At 60.7% G+C, this 19,940-nt stretch carries 15 protein-coding genes; 3 read left to right on the top strand and 12 right to left on the bottom strand.

Annotated elements, in window-relative coordinates; genetic code table 11:
* Nucleotides 1–42: 42 nt before the first annotated feature.
* From KCG87_RS00715 to betI, 5 genes are all read right to left on the bottom strand, one after another.
* On the bottom strand, nt 43–1,380 hold the full coding sequence (locus KCG87_RS00715) for a TldD/PmbA family protein (protein ID WP_134787519.1): 1,338 nt from the start codon (nt 1,378–1,380) through the stop codon (nt 43–45).
* Nucleotides 1,380–2,822, bottom strand: coding sequence for a TldD/PmbA family protein (locus KCG87_RS00710; RefSeq protein WP_135296734.1), 1,443 nt, complete (start codon nt 2,820–2,822; stop codon nt 1,380–1,382). Before KCG87_RS00710 ends, KCG87_RS00715 begins: the two co-directional genes overlap by 1 nt.
* Before the next feature lie 286 nt (nt 2,823–3,108).
* Complete coding sequence (gene betA, locus KCG87_RS00705; protein WP_210556463.1) at nt 3,109–4,812, bottom strand: choline dehydrogenase; 1,704 nt, start codon at nt 4,810–4,812, stop codon at nt 3,109–3,111.
* Nucleotides 4,813–5,048: 236 nt separating this feature from the next.
* A complete protein-coding gene (gene betB, locus KCG87_RS00700; protein WP_027610639.1) occupies nt 5,049–6,521 on the bottom strand; it encodes a betaine-aldehyde dehydrogenase in 1,473 nt (490 codons plus the stop codon).
* A gap of 89 nt (nt 6,522–6,610) precedes the next feature.
* Entirely contained in the window at nt 6,611–7,204 is a 594-nt protein-coding gene (gene betI, locus KCG87_RS00695) for a transcriptional regulator BetI (protein ID WP_025108530.1), read from the bottom strand.
* A gap of 428 nt (nt 7,205–7,632) precedes the next feature.
* Here betI and betT point away from each other — a divergent pair, with 428 nt between their 5' ends.
* Nucleotides 7,633–9,630 carry a choline BCCT transporter BetT gene (betT, locus tag KCG87_RS00690; protein ID WP_210556465.1) on the top strand — a complete coding sequence of 666 codons (1,998 nt, stop codon included), beginning with the start codon at nt 7,633–7,635 and terminating at the stop codon, nt 9,628–9,630.
* A 199-nt stretch (nt 9,631–9,829) separates the two neighbouring features.
* Here the strand turns inward: betT and choV are convergent, their stop codons facing one another.
* The 3 genes from choV to KCG87_RS00675 form a co-directional block, all read right to left on the bottom strand.
* Nucleotides 9,830–11,008: a choline ABC transporter ATP-binding protein gene (gene choV, locus KCG87_RS00685; protein ID WP_007962646.1), complete on the bottom strand. Its 1,179-nt coding sequence runs from the start codon at nt 11,006–11,008 to the stop codon at nt 9,830–9,832.
* The gene (gene choW / locus KCG87_RS00680) at nt 11,005–11,850 is read right to left on the bottom strand and encodes a choline ABC transporter permease subunit (protein ID WP_007962645.1); all 846 of its coding nucleotides are present in this window, start codon (nt 11,848–11,850) and stop codon (nt 11,005–11,007) included. The genes choV and choW overlap by 4 nt, the downstream gene beginning before the upstream one ends.
* A gap of 66 nt (nt 11,851–11,916) precedes the next feature.
* Complete coding sequence (locus tag KCG87_RS00675; protein WP_027610641.1) at nt 11,917–12,864, bottom strand: choline ABC transporter substrate-binding protein; 948 nt, start codon at nt 12,862–12,864, stop codon at nt 11,917–11,919.
* A 436-nt stretch (nt 12,865–13,300) separates the two neighbouring features.
* Here KCG87_RS00675 and KCG87_RS00670 point away from each other — a divergent pair, with 436 nt between their 5' ends.
* The gene (locus KCG87_RS00670) at nt 13,301–14,677 is read left to right on the top strand and encodes an L-serine ammonia-lyase (protein ID WP_007962642.1); all 1,377 of its coding nucleotides are present in this window, start codon (nt 13,301–13,303) and stop codon (nt 14,675–14,677) included.
* A 550-nt stretch (nt 14,678–15,227) separates the two neighbouring features.
* Nucleotides 15,228–16,331: a GlxA family transcriptional regulator gene (locus KCG87_RS00665; RefSeq protein ID WP_007949927.1), complete on the top strand. Its 1,104-nt coding sequence runs from the start codon at nt 15,228–15,230 to the stop codon at nt 16,329–16,331.
* Nucleotides 16,332–16,445: 114 nt separating this feature from the next.
* Here the strand turns inward: KCG87_RS00665 and KCG87_RS00660 are convergent, their stop codons facing one another.
* The 4 genes from KCG87_RS00660 to KCG87_RS00645 all read right to left on the bottom strand — a co-directional run bounded on the left by KCG87_RS00660 (nt 16,446) and on the right by KCG87_RS00645 (nt 19,912).
* Nucleotides 16,446–16,709: a hypothetical protein gene (locus KCG87_RS00660; protein ID WP_003228989.1), complete on the bottom strand. Its 264-nt coding sequence runs from the start codon at nt 16,707–16,709 to the stop codon at nt 16,446–16,448.
* 369 nt (nt 16,710–17,078) lie between these two features.
* Complete coding sequence (locus KCG87_RS00655) at nt 17,079–18,242, bottom strand: gamma-butyrobetaine dioxygenase (RefSeq protein WP_210556467.1); 1,164 nt, start codon at nt 18,240–18,242, stop codon at nt 17,079–17,081.
* A gap of 23 nt (nt 18,243–18,265) precedes the next feature.
* On the bottom strand, nt 18,266–18,742 hold the full coding sequence (locus KCG87_RS00650) for a thioesterase family protein (RefSeq protein WP_098966000.1): 477 nt from the start codon (nt 18,740–18,742) through the stop codon (nt 18,266–18,268).
* A 204-nt stretch (nt 18,743–18,946) separates the two neighbouring features.
* Complete coding sequence (locus tag KCG87_RS00645) at nt 18,947–19,912, bottom strand: L-carnitine dehydrogenase (RefSeq protein WP_210556469.1); 966 nt, start codon at nt 19,910–19,912, stop codon at nt 18,947–18,949.
* Between the last annotated feature and the right edge of the window lie 28 nt (nt 19,913–19,940).

The following is a 19,940-nucleotide window of genomic DNA, read 5'->3' as shown; positions in this document are numbered from 1 at the left end:
TCACTCCAGTACTTGATCCCAAGGTGTGCTGGAGGTTTGCGTTTACAGGGTCAAGGTCAGTCGGCTCACCAGCGCCCCCGGCAACAACGCCGACGAGGTATTGCGCTGGCTATACGTGCTCGCCGACAGCAGCAACTCACGCTCGGCGGTCAATGCTTCCAGCTGCGAACCCAGCAGACTGTAGGCGCTGTCGTCGAAGCGCATGGTGCTGACCGGCGCCTGAATCTCGCCGTTCTCGACCCAGAAAGTTGCGAAGCGGGTCATGCCGGTCAGGCGCGCCGCCGGTTGATCCGAGTAGTTCAGGTACCACAGATTGCTGATGTACAGCCCGGTGCCCAACTGCTTGAGGATCTCTGCCTGTGACAGATCACCGGCGGCCATGTTCAGCGCACTTGGCATTTCACCGCCGCTGGCGCCGTTGGCGGTCAGGCCGTACTCGGCGGCACTGCGCGAACCGACCAGTTGATCGCCGGCCTTGCCTTCGACAATCAGCCGCAGATCGCTGCGCGGATAACCCTCGCCGGAGAATGCCGGGCTCAACGAACCGCTGACTTGCTCATCCAGCGAGACCAGCGGACTGAACGTCTGATCGCCGACATACAGCTTCTGCAGCGGGCTGCTTTTGCTGGCAATCGACTGCGCCGAGAAGCCGCCCCAGCTGAGCATGCCCATGATTTCTTCCAGCGCGGCCGGCGCCAGGTACGCGCGGTATTGCCCCGGTGCGAGGGTGCGTAACGGTCGACCAAGGAACGCCAGTTGCTCGCGGGCCTGCTGGAAGCGTCGGGTGAAGCCTTCGCTGCTCCACTCGTGCCCGGCGTAGCTGGCTTTCACTGCTTCGCCGTTGTCGTGGAACAGGCTGAAGTCGAAGTTGAAGCTGTTGGCCTGATGCCAGCCGAACGCCCCCGAGGAACTGGCGAAACCGCGGCTGATCGGGCCGGCAGCATAGAATCCGACCAGATCCAGACCTTCAGCAGCGGTGCAGATTTCCTCGACTACCTGCTCGGTGTCCGGCAGCGGATGTTCCTGCACGTTGTTGCTCTGCCAGCCGTTGTGGTTGAGCAGCAGGTACGGATCCTGTGGCAGCAGCGGCAGGGTTTCGCGCAGTTGTTGCAGGCCTTCGGCGAGGCGTTGCAGATCGGCTTCCTGATCACCGGACAGGGTGATGTGCAGATCGGCGTGACGCCCGTCGTTGATCAGCTTCAGCCCGACGTCGGCTTGCTGCACCTGGCCGGCCTGACGCACCTTGGCGTGATTGAAACGCACGAACGCCGAGGATTCGGCGGCATAGCTGAGGGTGAATTGTTCCGGCTCGCGCACGCTGTCGCGCAGCCAATTGACCATGACCTTGAAGGCGTCGGACTGACTCTTCGAAATGCTCATCAGGCGTCTCCCCCAAACACATCAACGTTGCTGAATACGCAGGCCGGTGAAGCGTGGCCGACGCGGATCACCTGGTTCGGCTCGCCCTTGCCGCAGTTTGGCGTGCCCAGCACCCTACGGGTGCCGGCATCGCCGACCGCGCGCAGACTCTTCCAGAAGTGCGCGGATATGCCCCGGTAGTTCGGATTTTTCACCACACCTTTAAGTTCACCGTTCTCGATCAACTGACCCCACTCGCAACCGAACTGGAATTTGTTGCGCGCGTCGTCAATCGACCACGAACGGTTGGTGCTCATCAGAATGCCATGCTCGATGCCGCTGATCAGTTGCGTCAGCGACTGATCGCCCGGCTCGATGTTGAGGTTGGCCATGCGGTCGATCGGCGGCCGGTTCCAGCCGCAGGCGCGGCTGTTGGCAACGCCGTCGAGACCGGCGCGGAACTGCGACAGCGCGCCCCCCAGTGGCCGCAGCAGCAAGCCTTCGCGAATCAGGAATTGTTTGCTGGCCTTGGTCCCGTCGTCATCGTGGCCGTAGCTGGCCAGCTCTTCGGGAATGTCCGGGTCGAAGGTCACGTTGAGCAGCTTCGAGCCGTATTGCAGGCTGCCGAAGTCGCTGGTTTTGACGAAGCTGGTGCCGGCGTAATTGCGCTCGTCACCGAGGATGCGGTCGAGCTCCAGCGGGTGCCCGATCGACTCGTGGATCTGCAGCATCATCTGGTCAGGCATCAGCAACAGATCGCGCGGCCCTTGCGGGGTGTTCGGCGCGAGCAGCAGTTGCAGGGCCTGATCGGCCACTTTCGGGCCGGCGCCGACCAGGCCGCAACGGCTGATCACGTCCGCGCCGCCCTGCTGGCCGAAGTTCTCGCGGCCGAGGGAGCGGGTCTGGCTGTCGTGGCCGTCGTAGGCGGTGACATCCAGGCTCGGATAGACGAAGCGCTGGGCCTGGCGCAATTCGGCACCGGCGCTGCTCAGGTAGATCTGCTCGACGTGGGTGATGCCGATGCTCGCTTCCCAGTTCACCAGGCGCTCATCCTTTGGCACCGAGGCGGATTCCGCGCCGAGCAGCTCGAAGCATTCGCTCAGGGACGGGAAGGGTTGCTCAAGATTGGGCGAAAAGTAATCAGCGCGATCGCTCGACACCGGCTGGTTGCGCAGGTCGAGCAAGGCGTGCGGCTTCAGTCGCCGGGCCTGCTGTTCGGCGCGCTCAAGGGCGGCTTGCAGGCCTTGCTGCGACAGGTCGTTGGTCGCCGCGTAAGCCTCGACGCCGTTGACGCGCACAGTGAGCATCGCGCCTTCGTCGCGGCTCAGGCTTGGCGGCTCGGCGACGTTCTTGCGCACCGACAGGTACTGGCCGGACTCGCGTACATACCGCAGGGAAAAAAACTCGGCGCCCGTGCGCAAGGCAGCGAAGCGCTGCTTGAGCTGGGGGTGAAAATCGAACATTCGGGAACCTCCTTGTTATGGAGTTGCGGGGTGAAGCGATTCGGCGGGGAGGGGTGAAACGATTGCGCGAGGTCTAGAGTAGGCCTGCGTGGGGGTAGGATCAAGTGAAGAGGGGATGTAGGAGGATTTACTGTGCAGCAGGGGAATTTGTGCTGAATGTGAGGGCCCCTTCGCGAGCAGGCTCACTCCTACAAGTTAATCTCCAGTGTTCACATAATGCGTGTTCACTGGAGATCCTTGTAGGAGTGAGCCTGCTCGCGATTAGCCGTGACGCGGTGTAATGGAATTACTGAGCAACAGGCGTGATATCACGCACCGGCTTGCCCTTCACTGGCGCACCGCCAGCCACGTAGTAGGCAGCATTGCTACGCGGCAGAGGCTTGCGGCCACGGATCTTGTCGGCGATTTTCTCGGCGATCATGATCGTCGGCGCGTTGAGGTTACCTGTGGTGATGATCGGCATGATCGAGGCATCGACCACACGCAGGCTCTGCATGCCGTGCACGCGACCTTCGCCATCCACTACGGCCATCTCGTCGGTGCCCATCTTGCACGAGCAGGACGGGTGGAACGCGGTTTCGGCGTGCTCGCGGATGAACTTGTCCAGCTGCTCATCGGTTTGCACGTCGATGCCCGGGCTGATTTCGCGGCCACGGAAAGCGTCCAGCGCAGGCTGTTGCATGATTTCGCGGGTCAGGCGGATGCCGTCACGGAACTCCTGCCAGTCCTGCTCGGTGGCCATGTAGTTGAACAGGATGCTCGGGTGCTGACGCGGATCCTTGGACTTCAACTGGATGCGACCACGGCTCGGCGAACGCATGGAACCCATGTGTGCCTGGAAGCCGTGCTCTTTCACACCGTTGCTGCCGTTGTAGTTAATCGCTACCGGCAGGAAGTGGTACTGGATGTTCGGCCACTCGAATTCCGGACGCGAACGGATGAAACCGCCAGCTTCGAACTGGTTGCTGGCGCCGATGCCGGTGCCGTTGAACAGCCACTCGGCACCGATGGCCGGCTGGTTGTACCAGAGCAGCGACGGGTACAGGGAGACCGGTTGGGTGCAAGCGTATTGCAGGTACAACTCAAGGTGATCCTGCAGGTTTTCACCGACGCCCGGCAGGTCATGCACCACCGGGATGTCGAGGCTTTCCAGCAGTTTTGCCGGGCCGACACCGGAGCGCTGCAGAATCTGCGGCGAAGCGATGGCGCCGGAGCACAGCAGGACTTCCTTGCGCGCTTTGGCTTCAACACGCTCTTCTGCCGAACCGACCAGGTACCGCACGCCGACCGCACGCTTGCCTTCGAACAGAATCTTGTCGGTCAGGGCGTGGGTGACGATGGTCAGGGTCGAGCGCTTTTTGGCGACGTCGAGGTAGCCACGGGCGGTGGAAGCACGACGGCCGTTCGGCGTCACGGTGCGGTCCATCGGGCCGAAGCCTTCCTGCTGGTAGCCGTTCAAGTCTTCGGTGCGCGGGTAACCGGCCTGCACGCCGGCTTCAACCATGGCGTGGAACAGCGGGTTGTTGCCCGCCTTCGGCGTGGTCACGCTGACCGGGCCGTCGCCACCGTGGTAGTCGTTCGGGCCGATATCGCGGGTTTCCGCTTTACGGAAGTACGGCAGGCAGTCGAGGTACGACCAGTCTTCCAGACCTGGCAGCTTCGCCCAGCCGTCGTAGTCCATCGCGTTGCCACGGATGTAGCACATGCCGTTGATCAGCGAGGAGCCGCCAAGGCCTTTGCCGCGACCGCACTCCATCCGGCGGCCGTCCATGTGTGGCTCCGGATCGGTTTCGTACGCCCAGTTGTAGCGACGACCTTGCAGCGGGAATGCCAGTGCAGCCGGCATTTGCGTGCGGAAGTCGAAACGGTAGTCCGGGCCGCCTGCTTCGAGCAGCAGCACGGTGACGCCTTCGTCTTCAGTCAGACGGGTCGCCAGGGTGTTACCGGCCGAGCCGGCACCGATGATGATGTAATCGAATTCTTGGGACATTGAATGCACCCTCTTTAGATGTGGTCAGGTCAAGATCGCCGGAACACTGCAAAACCTGTGCTGAGGAGAAAATCCCCTGTGGTGAGGGGATTTATCCCCGACCGGCTGCGCAGCAGTCGTAAAGCCAGCGAATGAGTTCTGTCTGGAGAGTTGCAGGGTCTGGATGGGGGCTGCTTCGCAGCCCGTCGGGGATAAATCCCCTCACCACAAAGGCCCCATCTAGACTCTGCGTCAGATCAGAACACCGAGACGTAATCGCCCAGCTCGACCTGTACCGATTTGATGCGTGTGTAGTTGGTCAGCGAGCTGATGCCGTTTTCACGGCCCACGCCCGACTGCTTGTAACCGCCAACCGGCATCTTCGCGTCGGACTCGCCCCAGGCGTTGATCCAGCAGATACCGGCTTCCAGTTGATGGATCACGCGGTGCGCGCGGTTCAGGTCTTTGGTGACGATACCGGCGGCCAGGCCGAAGTCGGTGTCGTTGGCGCGGCGGATCACTTCTTCTTCGGTCTCGTAGGAGAGGATCGCCATCACCGGGCCAAAGATTTCTTCACGAACGATGGTCATTTCGTCGGTGCAGTCGGTGAACACGGTCGGCGCGACGAAGGCGCCTTTGGCGAATTCACCGTCGGTCAGACGCTCGCCGCCGCACAGCACGCGGGCACCTTCTTCTTTACCCTTGGCGATGTAACCGAGCACGCTTTCCATGTGGGCGAAGCTGACCAGTGGGCCGAAGTTGGTGTTTTCGTCTTCCGGGTTGCCGATGCGGATGCGCGCGACGCGCTCGACGATCTTGGCTTCGAAAGCGGCTTTCAGGTGGCTCGGTACGAATACGCGAGTACCGTTGGTGCAAACCTGACCGGAGCTGTAGAAGTTGGCCATCATCGCGGTGTCAGCGGCGCGATCGAGGTCGGCGTCGTCGCAGATGATCAGCGGCGACTTGCCGCCCAGTTCCATGGTCACGTCTTTCAGCGACGAAGCCGAAGCGCTGGCCATGACTTTCTTGCCGGTGTCGGTGCCGCCGGTGAAGGAGACTTTCTCGATGCGCGGGTGCTCGGTCAGCCAGGTGCCGACTTCACGGCCGCTGCCGGTCAGTACGTTGAACACGCCGTTTGGCAGGCCGGCTTCGGTGTAGATCTCGGCCAGTTTCAGGGTGGTCAGCGAGGTGACTTCGCTTGGCTTGAAGATCATTGCGTTACCGGCGGCCAGGGCCGGTGCGGATTTCCACAAAGCGATCTGGATCGGGTAGTTCCACGCGCCGATACCGGCGACAACGCCCAGTGGCTCGCGACGGGTGTAGACGAAGGAAGTGTCGCGCAGCGGAATCTGCTCGCCTTCGATCGCCGGCACCAGGCCTGCGTAGTATTCCAGCACGTCGGCGCCGGTGACGATGTCGACGTATTTGGTTTCGGAGAAGGCTTTACCGGTGTCCAGGGTTTCCAGAGCAGCCAGCTCATCGTTGCGCTCGCGCAGGATGTCGACGGCGCGACGCAGGATGCGCGAACGCTCCATGGCGGTCATCGCGGCCCAGATTTTCTGGCCCTTTTCAGCGCTGACCACAGCACGCTCGACGTCTTCCTTGGTCGCACGTTGCACTTGGGCGAGGACTTCACCGTTCGCCGGGTTGATGGCTTCGAAAGTGGCATCGCTGCCAGCGTCGGAGTACGCGCCATCGATGTAGAGTTTTTGCAGTTCGAAACGGGCCATAGTGTCCTCGCAAGTGCATTAGTGGTTGGCGTTGACCATCGCGGTGGTGCTGCGATGGCGGTTCAGGGGCCGAGCGTTTTCTGTGTGCTCTAACTCACCTGCTTGGCCAATTGGAAATCCATGTATTCGTACGCGATCTGTTGCGCCTGCGCCGTGTCGAAAGCGTCTCCCGACAGCGCGCCGCGCAACCACAAGCCGTCGATCAACGCTGCCAGTCCACGCGCGGCGCTGCGCGCATCTTCGAGCGGCAACACACGGCGGAACTCGCAGCACAGGTTGGAATACAGACGGTGATCGTTGATCCGCTGCAACCTGTGCAAAGACGGCTGGTGCATGCTGGTGGCCCAGAAGGCCAGCCAGGTTTTCATTGCCGGGCCATTGACCTGGCTGGCGTCGAAGTTGCCTTCGATGATCACCTGCAGATGCGCCCGTGGGCTGCTGTCTGCCAGCGCCTGACGGCGCGCGGTGACGTTCTCGCTGAGGACATTCATCAGATACCGCATCGTGGCGGCAATCAGGCCGTTCTTGTCCTGAAAATAGTGACTGATGATGCCATTCGAGACACCGGCCAAACGGGCGATCAGCGCAATGCTGGCGTCCCCCATACCGACCTGATCGACCGCCTGCAACGTGGCTTCGATCAGTTGTTGGCGGCGGATGGGTTGCATACCGACCTTGGGCATCTTGCACATCTCCTTAGGCCTTCCGAAGGGCGATAAACGCCTATCGGATTGAGGGCCAGTCTATTTTGTTTTGATTGAACGTTCAATCAACAAAGAATAAGATCTGCGACAAATCGTCGCTGCCTACAGATTTTTTCTGCTTGTAAATGGCGATAAAACGACATCCGAAAATGCTTGAAACCTGCGTGGGGCATGGCGCGGTTCGCTATTCGATGGACGTGTTGAATGGGCAAGACGCTCGGGGCCAGGTTTCGGATGAACGTCCGCACAGCTTTGGCCACGAAAGCGATTCGCAACGCCATTTCGGCAGGTTCGGGCTTTTTTCGGGGTGTCTTTATATCACCCGCCGGTCGGCTGCCAACTAACCGATTGGTCGGGTTCCGTGTTGCCTTGTGTTCTTCTCTCGCACTGCCTGGAGCATTTGTGCCATGAGTTCTGCCTCTCTTATAAAGACCCCGCCCGAGAAGGTGACGGTCAACGGTTGGGTGTTTTACACCTCTACCGCGTTGATTCTGTTGTTGACCGCCATTCTGATCATCGCCCCGCAAGAGGCCGGCAGATTGTTGGGTATCGCTCAGGCCTGGTTGTCGCGCAGCTTCGGCTGGTACTACATGGTGGTGATCGCCGCCTACCTGGTGTTTGTGGTGGGCCTGGCGTTTTCCTCCTACGGCAAACTCAAACTGGGCAGCAAGGACGACACTCCGGATTTCAGCTACGGCGCCTGGGCGGGGATGCTGTTCTCGTCGGGTATCGGTATTTCGCTGCTGTACTTCGGTGCCTCCGAGCCGCTGGACCATTACTTCAATCCGCCGGAAGGCGCAGCGGCCACCAACCTGGCCGCGCGTCAGGCGGTGCAACTGACGTTCCTGCACTGGGGCCTGCACGGCTGGGCGATTTATGCGCTGGTCGGTCTGGCCGTGGCGTACTTCGCTTACCGTCATAACCAGCCATTGGCCCTGCGTTCGGCGCTGTATCCGCTGGTCGGCGAGCGTTGGGTCAAAGGCGCGGCCGGTCATGCAGTGGACGGCTTCGGCATGTTCGTGACCCTGCTGGGTCTGGTGACCAATCTGGGGATCGGTTCGCTGCAAGTGTCCTCCGGCCTGGAAAACCTGTTCGGCATGGAACACAGCAACACCAACCTTTTGATCGTGATCATCGTGATGAGCACCGTGGCGACCATCGCTGCCGTGTCCGGTGTGGAAAACGGCATCCGTCGTCTGTCCAACCTGAACATCGTGCTGTTCAGCGGTCTGCTGATTTTTGTCCTGCTGTTCGGCCCGACCCTGCACCTGCTCAACGGCTTCGTGCAGAACATCGGTGACTACCTCAACGGCGTGGTACTGAAGACCTTCGACCTGTACGTCTATGAAGGCGACAGCGCCAAGTCCGACCGCTGGCTGGGCCTGTGGACCCTGTTCTACTGGGCCTGGTGGATTTCCTGGGCGCCATTCGTCGGCATGTTCATCGCGCGTATTTCCCGTGGTCGTACCGTGCGTGAGCTGGTCGCTGGCGTACTGCTGATCCCGTTGGGCTTCACCCTGGCGTGGCTGTCGATCTTCGGTAACTCGGCACTGGATCTGGTGATGAACCAGGGGGCGGTCGAACTCGGCAAGACGGCGCTGGAACAACCGTCGATGGCGATCTACCAGTTGCTGGAACACTACCCGGCGTCGAAAGTCGTCATCGGTGTGTCGATCTTCGTCGGTTTCGTGCTGTTCCTGACCCCGGCCGACTCCGGCGCGGTGATGATGGCGAATCTGTCCTGCAAGGGCGGCAACGTTGATGAAGATGCGCCGCACTGGCTGCGGATCTTCTGGTCGGTGGTGATCACGCTGGTGACCATCGGTCTGCTGTTCGCCGGTAACTTCGAAGCCATGCAAACCATGGTGGTGCTGGCCGGTCTGCCGTTCTCGGTGGTGCTGGTGTTCTTCATGTTCGGCTTGCACAAGGCGATGCGTCAGGACGTGCAGATCGAACAGGAGCAGGCGCAACTGGCTGAGCGCGGTCGTCGTGGTTTCAGCGAGCGTCTGACGCAGCTGGATCTGCAACCGAGCCAATCGGTGGTGCAGCGTTTCATGGACAAGCAGGTCAGCCCGGCGCTGGAAGACGCTGCCGCACAAATGCGTGCGCAGGGTCTGGAAGTGCAGACGCTGCTGGGCAAATCCAAGCGCTGCATGGGCGTGCGCGTCGAGATGGAAGAGGGTAACCCTTTCGTCTACGAAGTGAGCCTGGACGGCTATCTGGCGACCCCGACCGAATCGGCCCAGTCCGATGAAGCTCGCCAGCGTTACTACCGCGCCGAGGTGTATTTGCACAACGGCAGCCAGGACTACGACCTGATGGGCTTCACGCAGGATCAGATCACACGCGATGTGCTCGATCAGTTTGAAAGCCATCGGCAGCTCCTTGGCCGGGTGTATAGCTAAGTTGTAGGTGGTGCGGTGTTTCTGTCTGAAGCACCGTGCCGCATTCTTCGCGAGCAAGCCCGCTCCCACATTGGAATGCATTTTAACTGTGGGAGCGGGCTTGCTCGCGAAGGGGCCATCAGCTCCAACGCTGAACGCCCTGTATTCCGATAAACAAAAACGCCGCGATCCTCTCGCGGCGTTTTTGTGTCTGTGGTTCTTACCCCAGGTTCTTGCCCAGCAACGCGTGATACAGCTCGCTGTCGCCCAGAATCCCCACCACATGGTTGTTGTCGTGCAGCACCAGTTTGTTGCCGGTCTGGTAGCGAATCTGCAGCGCATCGCGCATGCCGATGTTCGAGTCCACCAGTGTCGGCTTGCGCTCCAGCGCTTCCACTGCTTGCCCCGGTGCCCAGTTCTGCAGGTTCAGTACCGAACCGTTCTGCCGCGCACCCTTGATCGTGTTGCCTTCGGCCAGGTCCAGCCACGAATCGCCACCCGGGTCGAGGCATACCGAACCGTTGATGCGTTTGCAGTTGTCCAGCGTGCGCATCAGGCTGCGGCCACACAGGACGTTGAGCGGATTGGTGTGGGCCACGAAGGTGCGCACATAGTCGTCCGCGGGGTTCAGTACGATCTCTTCCGGCACGCTGTACTGGATGATCCGGCCGTCCTTCATGATCGCGATGCGGCTACCCAGTTTGAGTGCCTCGTCGAGATCGTGACTCACAAAAACGATGGTCTTGCTCAGCTTGCGTTGCAATTCCAGCAGTTCATCCTGCAGGCCCTGACGGATCAGCGGGTCGAGTGCCGAGAACGGTTCGTCCATCAGCAGAATATCGGCATCCATCGCCAGCGCCCGGGCCAGGCCCACACGCTGCTGCATGCCGCCGGAGAGTTCATCGGGCTTCTTGTTGCGCCATTGAGTCAGGCCGACCAGTTCGAGCTTGTCGTCGACCAGCTTGCGCCGTTCCTTTTCCGGTCGGCCCTGCATTTCCAGACCGAAGCTGATGTTCTCGCGCACCGTCAGCCACGGCATCAGGGCGAACTTCTGGAACACCATGGCGATGCGTTTGGTGCGCATCATTTTCAGTTCGGCCGGGGTGCAGGAAGCGATGTCGATCTGCTTGCCTTCGTGCTCGACGAACAGCTTGCCGCGACTCACGGTGTTGAGGCCGTTGATGCAGCGCAGCAGGCTTGACTTGCCGGAGCCGGACAGGCCCATCAGTACGCAGATCTCGCCCTTGTTGATGTCCAGACTGGCCTTTTCCACGCCGACGATCTGCCCGGTCTTTTTCAGGATCTCGCTGCGGGTCAAACCTTGATCGAGAAGTTTCAGTGCTTCGCGCGGATCCTTGGTGAAGATCACGTCAACGTTATCGAAGCGAATTATGCTCATGCGTCACCCCCTACTTTGGCGTCGGGTTGTTTGCAGATACGGTCGAGCATGATCGCCAGCAGTACGATCGCCAGGCCCGCTTCGAAGCCCAGGGCGATATCAGCAGTGTTCAGTGCGTTGACCACCGGTTTGCCGAGTCCGTCGGCGCCTACCAGTGCCGCGATCACCACCATCGACAGCGACAGCATGATGCACTGGGTGATGCCGGCAGCGATGCTCGGCATGGCGTGAGGCAGTTCGATCCGTGAGAGCAATTGGCGACGCGAGCAGCCGAAGGCCTTGCCGGCGTCCATCAGTTCTTGCGGGACATCGCGGATGCCCAGGTAGGTCAGGCGGATCGGCGCAGCGATGGCGAACACCACCGTGGAGATCAGGCCCGGCACCACACCCAACCCGAAGAGGGTCAGGGTAGGAATGAGGTAAACGAAGGTCGGTACGGTCTGCATCAGATCGAGTACCGGACGCATTAAAGTGTAGAACATCGGCTTGTGGGCGGCGACGATGCCCAACGGCACGCCGATGACCACGCAGACCAGGGTCGCGAACATGACCTGGGCGAGGGTTTCCATGGTTTCCTGCCAGTACCCCAGGTTGAGGATCAGCAGGAACGAGGCAATCACAAAAACAGTCAGCCCCCATTTGCGCTGGATGAAATGCGCGAGCAGGGCGATGAGGCCGATCAAGACAAAGGGATTGAACCAGGTCAGCGCAAACGTCACGCCGTGGATCATCGTTTCCAGTGTCACGGCGATTGCGTCGAAGGTGCTGGCGCCGTGTTGCGTCAACCATTCAACGAAGCCCGCGATGTACTGGCCTAAAGGGATTTTCTGATCAATCAGCATGGTAGTGAACGTCCGCATGCAAGGAATAAACAGCCCGGGCGAGCGAACTCGCCCGGCGTAAGGCAATTACTGTGCGAGCTTGGCTTTCACGGCCTCCAGGCCTGGTTTACCGTCAATGGTGGTCACGCCAGCGAGCCAGGTATCGAGCACCTGAGGGTTCTTTTTCAGCCAGGCCTTGGCGGCCGCTTCAGGCTTCATCTTGTCGTCGAGGATGTTGCCCATCAGGGTACTTTCCATGTCGACGGTGAACTCCAGGTTCTTCAGCAACTGACCGACGTTGCTGCATTCGGTGGTGTAGCCCTTGCGGGTGTTGGTCGCCACGGTGGCAGCACCGAAATCGGGGCCGAAGAAGTCATCGCCGCCGGTCAGGTATTGAATCTTGAAGCGCTTGTTCATCGGGTGCGGCGCCCAGCCGAGGAAGACCACGGCGGTGTCGCGTTTCTGCGCGCGGTCGACCTGCGAGAGCATGCCCGCTTCGGACGATTCGACGACCTTGAAGCCGGCGGTTTTCAAACCGAAAGCGTCCTTGTCGATCATGCTCTGGATCAGGCGGTTGCCGTCGTTGCCAGGCTCGATGCCGTAGATCTTGCCATCGAGCTCTTTCTTGAATTTGGCGATGTCGGCGAAGTCATGCAGTCCCTTGTCGTACAGGGCTTGCGGTACGGCGAGGGTGTACTTGGCACCTTTGAGATTGGTGCGCACCACTTCGACGGTGCCGGCATCGCGGTAGGCCTTGATGTCGTTTTCCATGGTCGGCATCCAGTTACCGAGGAACACGTCCATATTCTTGCCGTCGGCCAGCGACTTGTAGGTCACGGGCACGGAGATCATGGTGGTCTTGGTCTTGTAGCCGAGGGCGTCGAGCACCACCGAAGTGGTGGCGGTGGTGGCGGTGATGTCGGTCCAGCCGACATCGGAGAAGTTAACGGTACTGCACTGCGCCGGTTCTGCGGCTTGAGCCAGTAACGGCAGACTCAGCATGGCGGCCAACAACAACGACGGGGAACCTTTCATGGATGGACTCCTTGGTGTTTTTTTTGGCAGTGTTCCGACTGTGGACCACCGCACTTATAGGTTGCGGTTGGATGGCGTTCTGGAGACAGCTCTACCACGGCGCCTTGCAATCGAGTCATAACGATCATGTACCAGTGAAAATCTGACGCCTACAGGGTGGGTCGTATCCAGTACAGGGATGGTCGCATCCAGTGTCAGTGACGTCGTTTACAGCTTTTTTCCGCCCCGTTTGGCCATCTGAACCGCATAAAAACGGCGAAAACACGGGAGGAAACCGGCACGGCGTTGGTGGGCATGAGTGCGTCGGTGTCAGACGCCGAGCGACCTGACAAAAGCCTGATGATGCGGGCATTCCGGCGGATCGCAGCTTGAGCGTAGCAGCTCCGCCAGCGGGCGCTTAACGCCCGGGAACGGCATCCTCAGGAGCTCTGCAGCAATGGCTATCAGCGTTTTCGACCTGTTCAAAATCGGCATCGGCCCGTCCAGTTCCCACACCGTCGGCCCGATGCGCGCCGCCGCCCTGTTTGTCGAAGCGCTACGCGACCGGCACCTGCTGGAGCAGGTACGGCGTATAGAAGTGCAACTGTTCGGCTCGCTGTCGGCCACCGGTATCGGCCACGGCAGCGACAATGCAGTGATCATGGGCTTGATGGGCGAGTGGCCGGACGCAATCGACCCGTCGCAGATCGGCCCGCGCATTCAGGCGCTGCGCGAAACTCACACGCTGTTATTGGATGGTCGTCTGTCGGTGCCGTTTGTCTGGGCTCGCGACATGCGCCTGATCGACGAGAACCTGCCGTTCCATCCCAACGCCATGACCCTGGTTGCCGAAGGCGATCATGGGGAGATTCATCGCGACACTTACTATTCGGTCGGTGGCGGTTTTGTCGTGGATCAGGCGCAGGCATCCAGCGGTGTGGTCGATCTGGATCGCACCGAATTGCCTTATGACTTTTCCAGCGCAGTAGAACTGCTGCAGCTGTGCCAAAAGAACAACCTGCGCGTCGCCGAGCTGATGATGGCCAACGAAAAGGTCTGGCGCAGCGAAGAAGAAATCCGTGCCGGGTTGATGAAGCTGTGGCGGGCGATGCAGGATTGCGTCGAGCAGGGCCTCAAGCACGAAGGCATCCTTCCCGGCGGTCTCAATGTGCGTCGCCGTGCAGCCAAGTTGCATCGCAGCCTGCAGGAATTGAACAAGCCCAACGTGATCGGCTCGACCCTCAGTGCCATGGAGTGGGTCAACCTGTTTGCCCTCGCGGTCAATGAAGAAAACGCGGCGGGTGGGCGCATGGTCACGGCGCCGACCAATGGCGCGGCGGGGATCATTCCGGCAGTGTTGCACTACTTTATGAAGTTCAGCGAAGCGGTCACCGACGCCAACGTGGTCGACTACTTCCTGGGCGCGGCGGCGGTGGGGATTCTGTGCAAGAAGAACGCCTCGATCTCCGGTGCCGAAGTCGGCTGCCAGGGCGAGGTCGGCTCGGCCTGCGCGATGGCGGCGGCGGGGCTGGCGGAGATCCTCGGTGCCACTCCGGAGCAACTGTGCAACGCGGCGGAAATCGGCCTGGAACATAACCTCGGCCTGACCTGCGATCCGGTCGGCGGCCTGGTGCAGGTGCCGTGCATCGAGCGCAACGCAATTGCCGCTGTGAAGGCGATCAACGCAGCGCAGATGGCCTTGCGCGGCGATGGTCAGCACTTTATCTCGCTGGACCGGGTGATCCGCACCATGCGCGATACCGGCGCCGATATGCATGACAAATATAAAGAGACCTCGCGGGGTGGTTTGGCCGTTAGCGCGGTTGAGTGCTGAGTCAGCAAGACCGAGTTGAATTCTTCGCGAGCAAGCTCGCTCCCACATTGGAGCCGGGTGTTCACAAATTCTGTGTTCACTGTAGATCCATTGTGGGAGCGGGCTTGCTCGCGAAGAGGCCAGACCAGTCAAAACTGCTCGCTAACGGAACACACATAACCGCAGGCGCCACCTTTTAGCGCGTCGCAATCAGATAAGAGCTTTTCCCACTCGCAGTGCGCCATTCGCACTCCCTGCCGTCCGTCACCCGTGCTTGCGGTGACACTCTGAAACAACTGCGCGCAAGCCCGTTCCCACAAGTGCTACCGATCTGCTCACAGGCAGCGGGGCAGGGCTCTCGGCGCCGCTGATGGCACTTCGAAACACCGTGTGTCCGACGTCTTGAATAGACACGTCGCGACGTCGTTTTCAGGAGTTATTGAACAGCCATTCAATTTTAGGCATGGCAATTGCTCTGTCATAACAAAGCCCGTCTCCCACGCGAGAACGCCGGCAATAACAAGAGCCTCCGCCTGAGGCCATCACCCGCTTTGTGTGAGGAGATACCGCGATGACGTCGTTCAACTCCGGGGCCCAACCCCAGAACCGTGCGCCTCAATCCATCGGCTTTCTGCTGCTGGACAATTTCACGCTGATTTCTCTGGCCTCCGCAGTCGAGCCCCTGCGCATGGCCAACCAATTGTCCGGTCGTGAGCTGTATCGCTGGAGCACACTGACCGTCGATGGCGGTCAGGTGTGGGCCAGTGACGGTCTGCAAATCACCCCCGATGCCTCCATGCACAAAGCTCCGCCCCTGGACACCGTGATCGTCTGCGGCGGGATCGGCATTCAACGCACCGTGACCCGTGAACACGTGTCATGGCTGCAGAGCCAGGCGCGTCAGTCCAAGCGTCTGGGCGCAGTGTGCACCGGCAGTTGGGCTTTGGCTTGCGCCGGTCTGCTCGACGGTTTCGATTGCAGTGTGCACTGGGAATGTCTGGCGGCGATGCAGGAAGCATTCCCGCGCGTGGCGATGAGCACCCGTCTGTTCACCCTCGACCGTAACCGTTTCACCAGTTCCGGCGGCACCGCGCCACTGGACATGATGTTGCACCTGATCAGCCGCGATCACGGTCGCGAACTGTCCGCCGCGATCTCGGAAATGTTCGTCTACGAACGCATCCGCAACGAGCAGGATCATCAGCGTGTGCCGCTCAAGCATATGCTCGGCACCAACCAGCCGAAGCTGCAGGAAATCGTCGCGCTGATGGAAGCCAATCTGGAAGAGCCGATCGACCTCGACGAACTGGCGGTGTACGTCGCCGTGTCGCGTCGACAGCTGGAGCGGCTGTTCCAGAAATACCTGCACTGCTCGCCGTCGCGCTACTACTTGAAGCTGCGCCTGATCCGCGCGCGGCAATTGCTCAAGCAAACGCCGATGTCGATCATCGAAGTCGCGTCGGTGTGTGGTTTCGTCTCGACGCCGCACTTCTCCAAGTGCTACCGCGAATACTTCGGCATTCCGCCGCGTGACGAACGCGTAGGCTCCAACACCACCCAGCAAGTGGCGATGCTGCCGCTGCCGCAGGCGATCGTGATGTCGCCGCTATCGGGACCGATGTCGGCGTTGAGTCAGGCGCGTAATGAGTCGACGTTTGCCAGCGTAAGGCTGTAGACCGAGTCGCCCCTATCGCTGGCAAGCCAGCTCCCACAGATTGTGTGGTGATACAGATATTCTGGTCACACCGAAAATTCCTGTGGGAGCTGGCTTGCCAGCGATGGCGGCCTGTCAGGCGCTGCGGGTCTGCTGGTACTGCGCCAGTGCCGGCAGTAACTGTTTATCAAAAGCCTCACGCACTGCCGGCAAAATAGTCGCGCTGCTGGTGTACATCTGCTTGACCATCGTACGCAACGTGTTCGCCCGAACGTCGTCCAGACCCCGCACGGCGTATTCGCAGGCTTGCTCAGCGGTAGCGCCCGACGGCACTTCGAAACCCAATGCCTTGAGCTGGCCCAACAAGTCTTCCTGATCGATCAAATCGGCATACATCATGGCGCGCTTCCTTCTTCGGCAACGGAGGTCGTGACTCGATTCTGGTGGGCATGTGGAGGCACGGCAAGGGCGATTTGTCGCAGTGGCCGCGACGGCTATGAACAGGTCGTTTTCGGCTAACTCAGTGCCAAGGGGAGTCGGCACACTGACCTCAGCTCGCTACAGACGGTTTGGTCACCCTCGACTGGCAGCTCCTCAACAGTACCCTCTGCCCCGATCCTGTCACGGCTTGTATCGGGGCTTTTTTTGCCTGTGAATCCGGGAGAGGGGTGTGGTTGGCGCTGACGCCTTCGCGAGCAAGCCCGCTCCCACATTTGAAATGCATTCCAGTGTGGGAGCGGGCTTGCTCGCGAAGAACGATGACGCGGTTTACCTTTGCAACACCAGAATCCGCGACAACAACTCATCCCGATCGATGTAGCAACCCTGGAAATGCCGCGCCCCGGTCGCTGGATCAAACGCATTGCGCGCATGCAGCGTGCGGCGGTTATCGAAGCACCACAGCTCCCCCGGATTGAGTCGCTGCATCAGCCGAAATCGTGGCTCGCGGGTCATCGCAATCAAGCGCCGATAGGCCCGGTACAGCAGCGGCATTTGCTCCACCGATGTATCGAACGCTCCGCGCAGAAAGTTCGCCATGCGAACCTCCGCGACCCGGCCCAACGCGTCCAGCGCAATGATCGGCGCCAGGCAGCGATAGTCGCTGTGGCGATCCTTGTTGCGGAATTCCACGGGGATCTCGCACAGCGCCTGAAACAGCTCCGGTGCTTCCTGACGCAACGCGTCGGCAATCGCAAAACCGTCGACAAAAATACTCTCGCCACCCTCGGCATCATTCACCAGGCAATGCAGAAATTGCAGACCCGGTTGCAGTTCGCGAGTCGGCAAGTCGGTGTGCAACGGCAGGTTGAAAGCGGTGTAGGCGTTGCTGTCGGCATCGGTCTTGGACTGCACGTTGAACAGCACGCCGAAGTTGCTCTCGCGGATGAACGAAATGCGCTGCGCGATCAGCTTCAGCGAACCGGGTTCGGTGGGCACGCCGCGTACTTGCGTCAGGCCGATGTCGCGCACCGCGATCAGCCATTGCAGCAGCGCGCCGTTGTCGTTCATCAGCGCTGAATAGTCGAATACCGGTAGCTGCAAATCGCTGCGCCACAGGTAAGCCTTGGGTTTGGCGGCCAGACGTTCGGCGCGGGACTCGTCGTCATAGGCGTGCGCACGCAGCCAGCCCGGATCGAAGCGACTGCGATGGCCATCCTGCCAGTCGATCTGCAGACAGCCGTCGCTGTCGATGTGCGCGTTGGCTGGGGCCAGATCCGGCGCGGCATCGACGATCTCGAATACCTGCTCACGGGTGACGTTGTAGACGCACTGCTCGCACGGGCAGTTATCTCGCAACCAGACGTGATGGAACGGGCTGACGCGGCCGTCGGCCCAGGCAATCGACACGCGATCCGCCAGGTTCTGCACGCTGCTCAGCGCGCTGGTCAACGGATAAGTACGGAAATCGGCAACAGCAGCAGCGGTGTGCATGGCGGCTCCTTGCGTGGGAGGGATTAACGGGCGGGTGGCAGAGCGATGACGCGGCCGATGTAAGCCGGGACGGGCAGATCGACTTGCTCGGCGGCGATGGCTTGCAGGCGGCTCAAGGTGTCCGGGGTGAACGGCGCGGAACGTGGGCCGGCGAGATCGACGTGCAACAGCATCTGCTCGTTACCGGCCAGTTCCTTGTCGTCGCCGGCCAGGTGCAGGCTGTGATAGAGGTGCAGGCGTTTGCTGTCGTGACCGATGATCTGCGTGCGCACCTCGACCTCGGCGTCGAGCTTCACTTCGTGCAGGTAATTCAGGTGCAGTTCAAGGGTAAACAGCGAGTGGCCGCTGGCTTCGCGGTTGTTGCTGTCCATGCCGAGACGGTCCATCAGCGCGTCGGTGGCGTAGCTGAAAATCAGCAGGTAGAAGGCGTCGCGCAGATGGCCGTTGTAGTCGACCCAGTCGGGGATGATGGTGGTTTGGTAGGTGGTGAGAGTGGGCATGATGTTGGTTCCGGCAGTTGAAGGGTCATCAAGATCAAAAGCCACCCCTCACCCCAGCCCTCTCCCCATAGGGGAGAGGGGGAAAGGGAGCAGATCGGGGGCTTTTCAAAGCCTGTGTTCGGCTCGGTATTTCAAGTCGGTGTAGCTCGCCTATTCACCTCGGTCAGTCCCCTCTCCCCCCGGGAGAGGGTTAGGGTGAGGGGATCACTCGCTGAAACTCATTCCATGCTTTTCTTTGGTGGTCTTCACCGCCTCCAGCACCGCCAGCAGGCAGTCATCACGATAGCGCTCCAGTGCTGAAATGCTGTGGCGGCCGAGCTGGTCGCTGGTGCCATCGACCACATCGTCGATCAGCTTGTCGGTCAGTTCCGGTGCCGGCAGATAGGTCCACGGCAACTGCAACGCCGGGCCGAACTGCGACATGAAGTGACGCATTCCGGCATCGCCACCCGCGAGGGTGTAGGTCAGGAAGGTACCCATGAATGACCAGCGCAGACCGGCGCCAAAGCGGATCGCGTCGTCGATCTCGCCAGTCGTCGCCACGCCGTCGTTGACCAGGTGCAGCGCCTCACGCCACAGCGCTTCGAGCAGACGGTCAGCGATGAATCCCGGTACTTCCTTGCGCACATGCAGCGGACGCATGCCGAGTGATTCGTAGACTTTCATTGCCGCTTGTATAGCTTCCGGTGCGGTGTTCTTGCCACCGACCACTTCCACCAGCGGCAACAGGTAAACCGGATTGAACGGATGGCCGACCACGCAGCGTTCCGGGTGGGTCGAGCTCTCGTAGAACTCGCTCGGCAACAGGCCGGAAGTGCTCGATCCGATCAAGGCATTAGGCTTGGCCGCTGCGCTGATTTTGCTGTGCAGATCGAGTTTCAGCTTGAGGCGTTCCGGGGCGCTTTCCTGAATGAAATCGGCATCGCGCACGCATTCTTCGATGGTCGCGACAAAACGCAGACGATCCTGCGAAGCACCGGGCGCCAGACCGTTTTTCTCCAACGCGCCCCAGGCATTGGCCACGCGTTTGCGCAGCGCGGCTTCAGCGCCAGGCGCCGGATCCCAGGCCACCACGTCGAGGCCATGGGCGAGGGCACGCGCGACCCAGCCGCTGCCGATGACACCGCTGCCGAGGGCGGCGAAGGTTTTGATGTCGGTGATAAAGCTCATGGTGATTTCCTGAAAGAATTCGCAGAAC

This window comes from Pseudomonas sp. MWU347 (genome assembly GCF_017947305.1).
In the GTDB taxonomy this organism is placed as follows: Bacteria; Pseudomonadota; Gammaproteobacteria; order Pseudomonadales; family Pseudomonadaceae; genus Aquipseudomonas; species Aquipseudomonas putida_A.
This window is presented reverse-complemented; position numbering and strand designations above follow the sequence as displayed.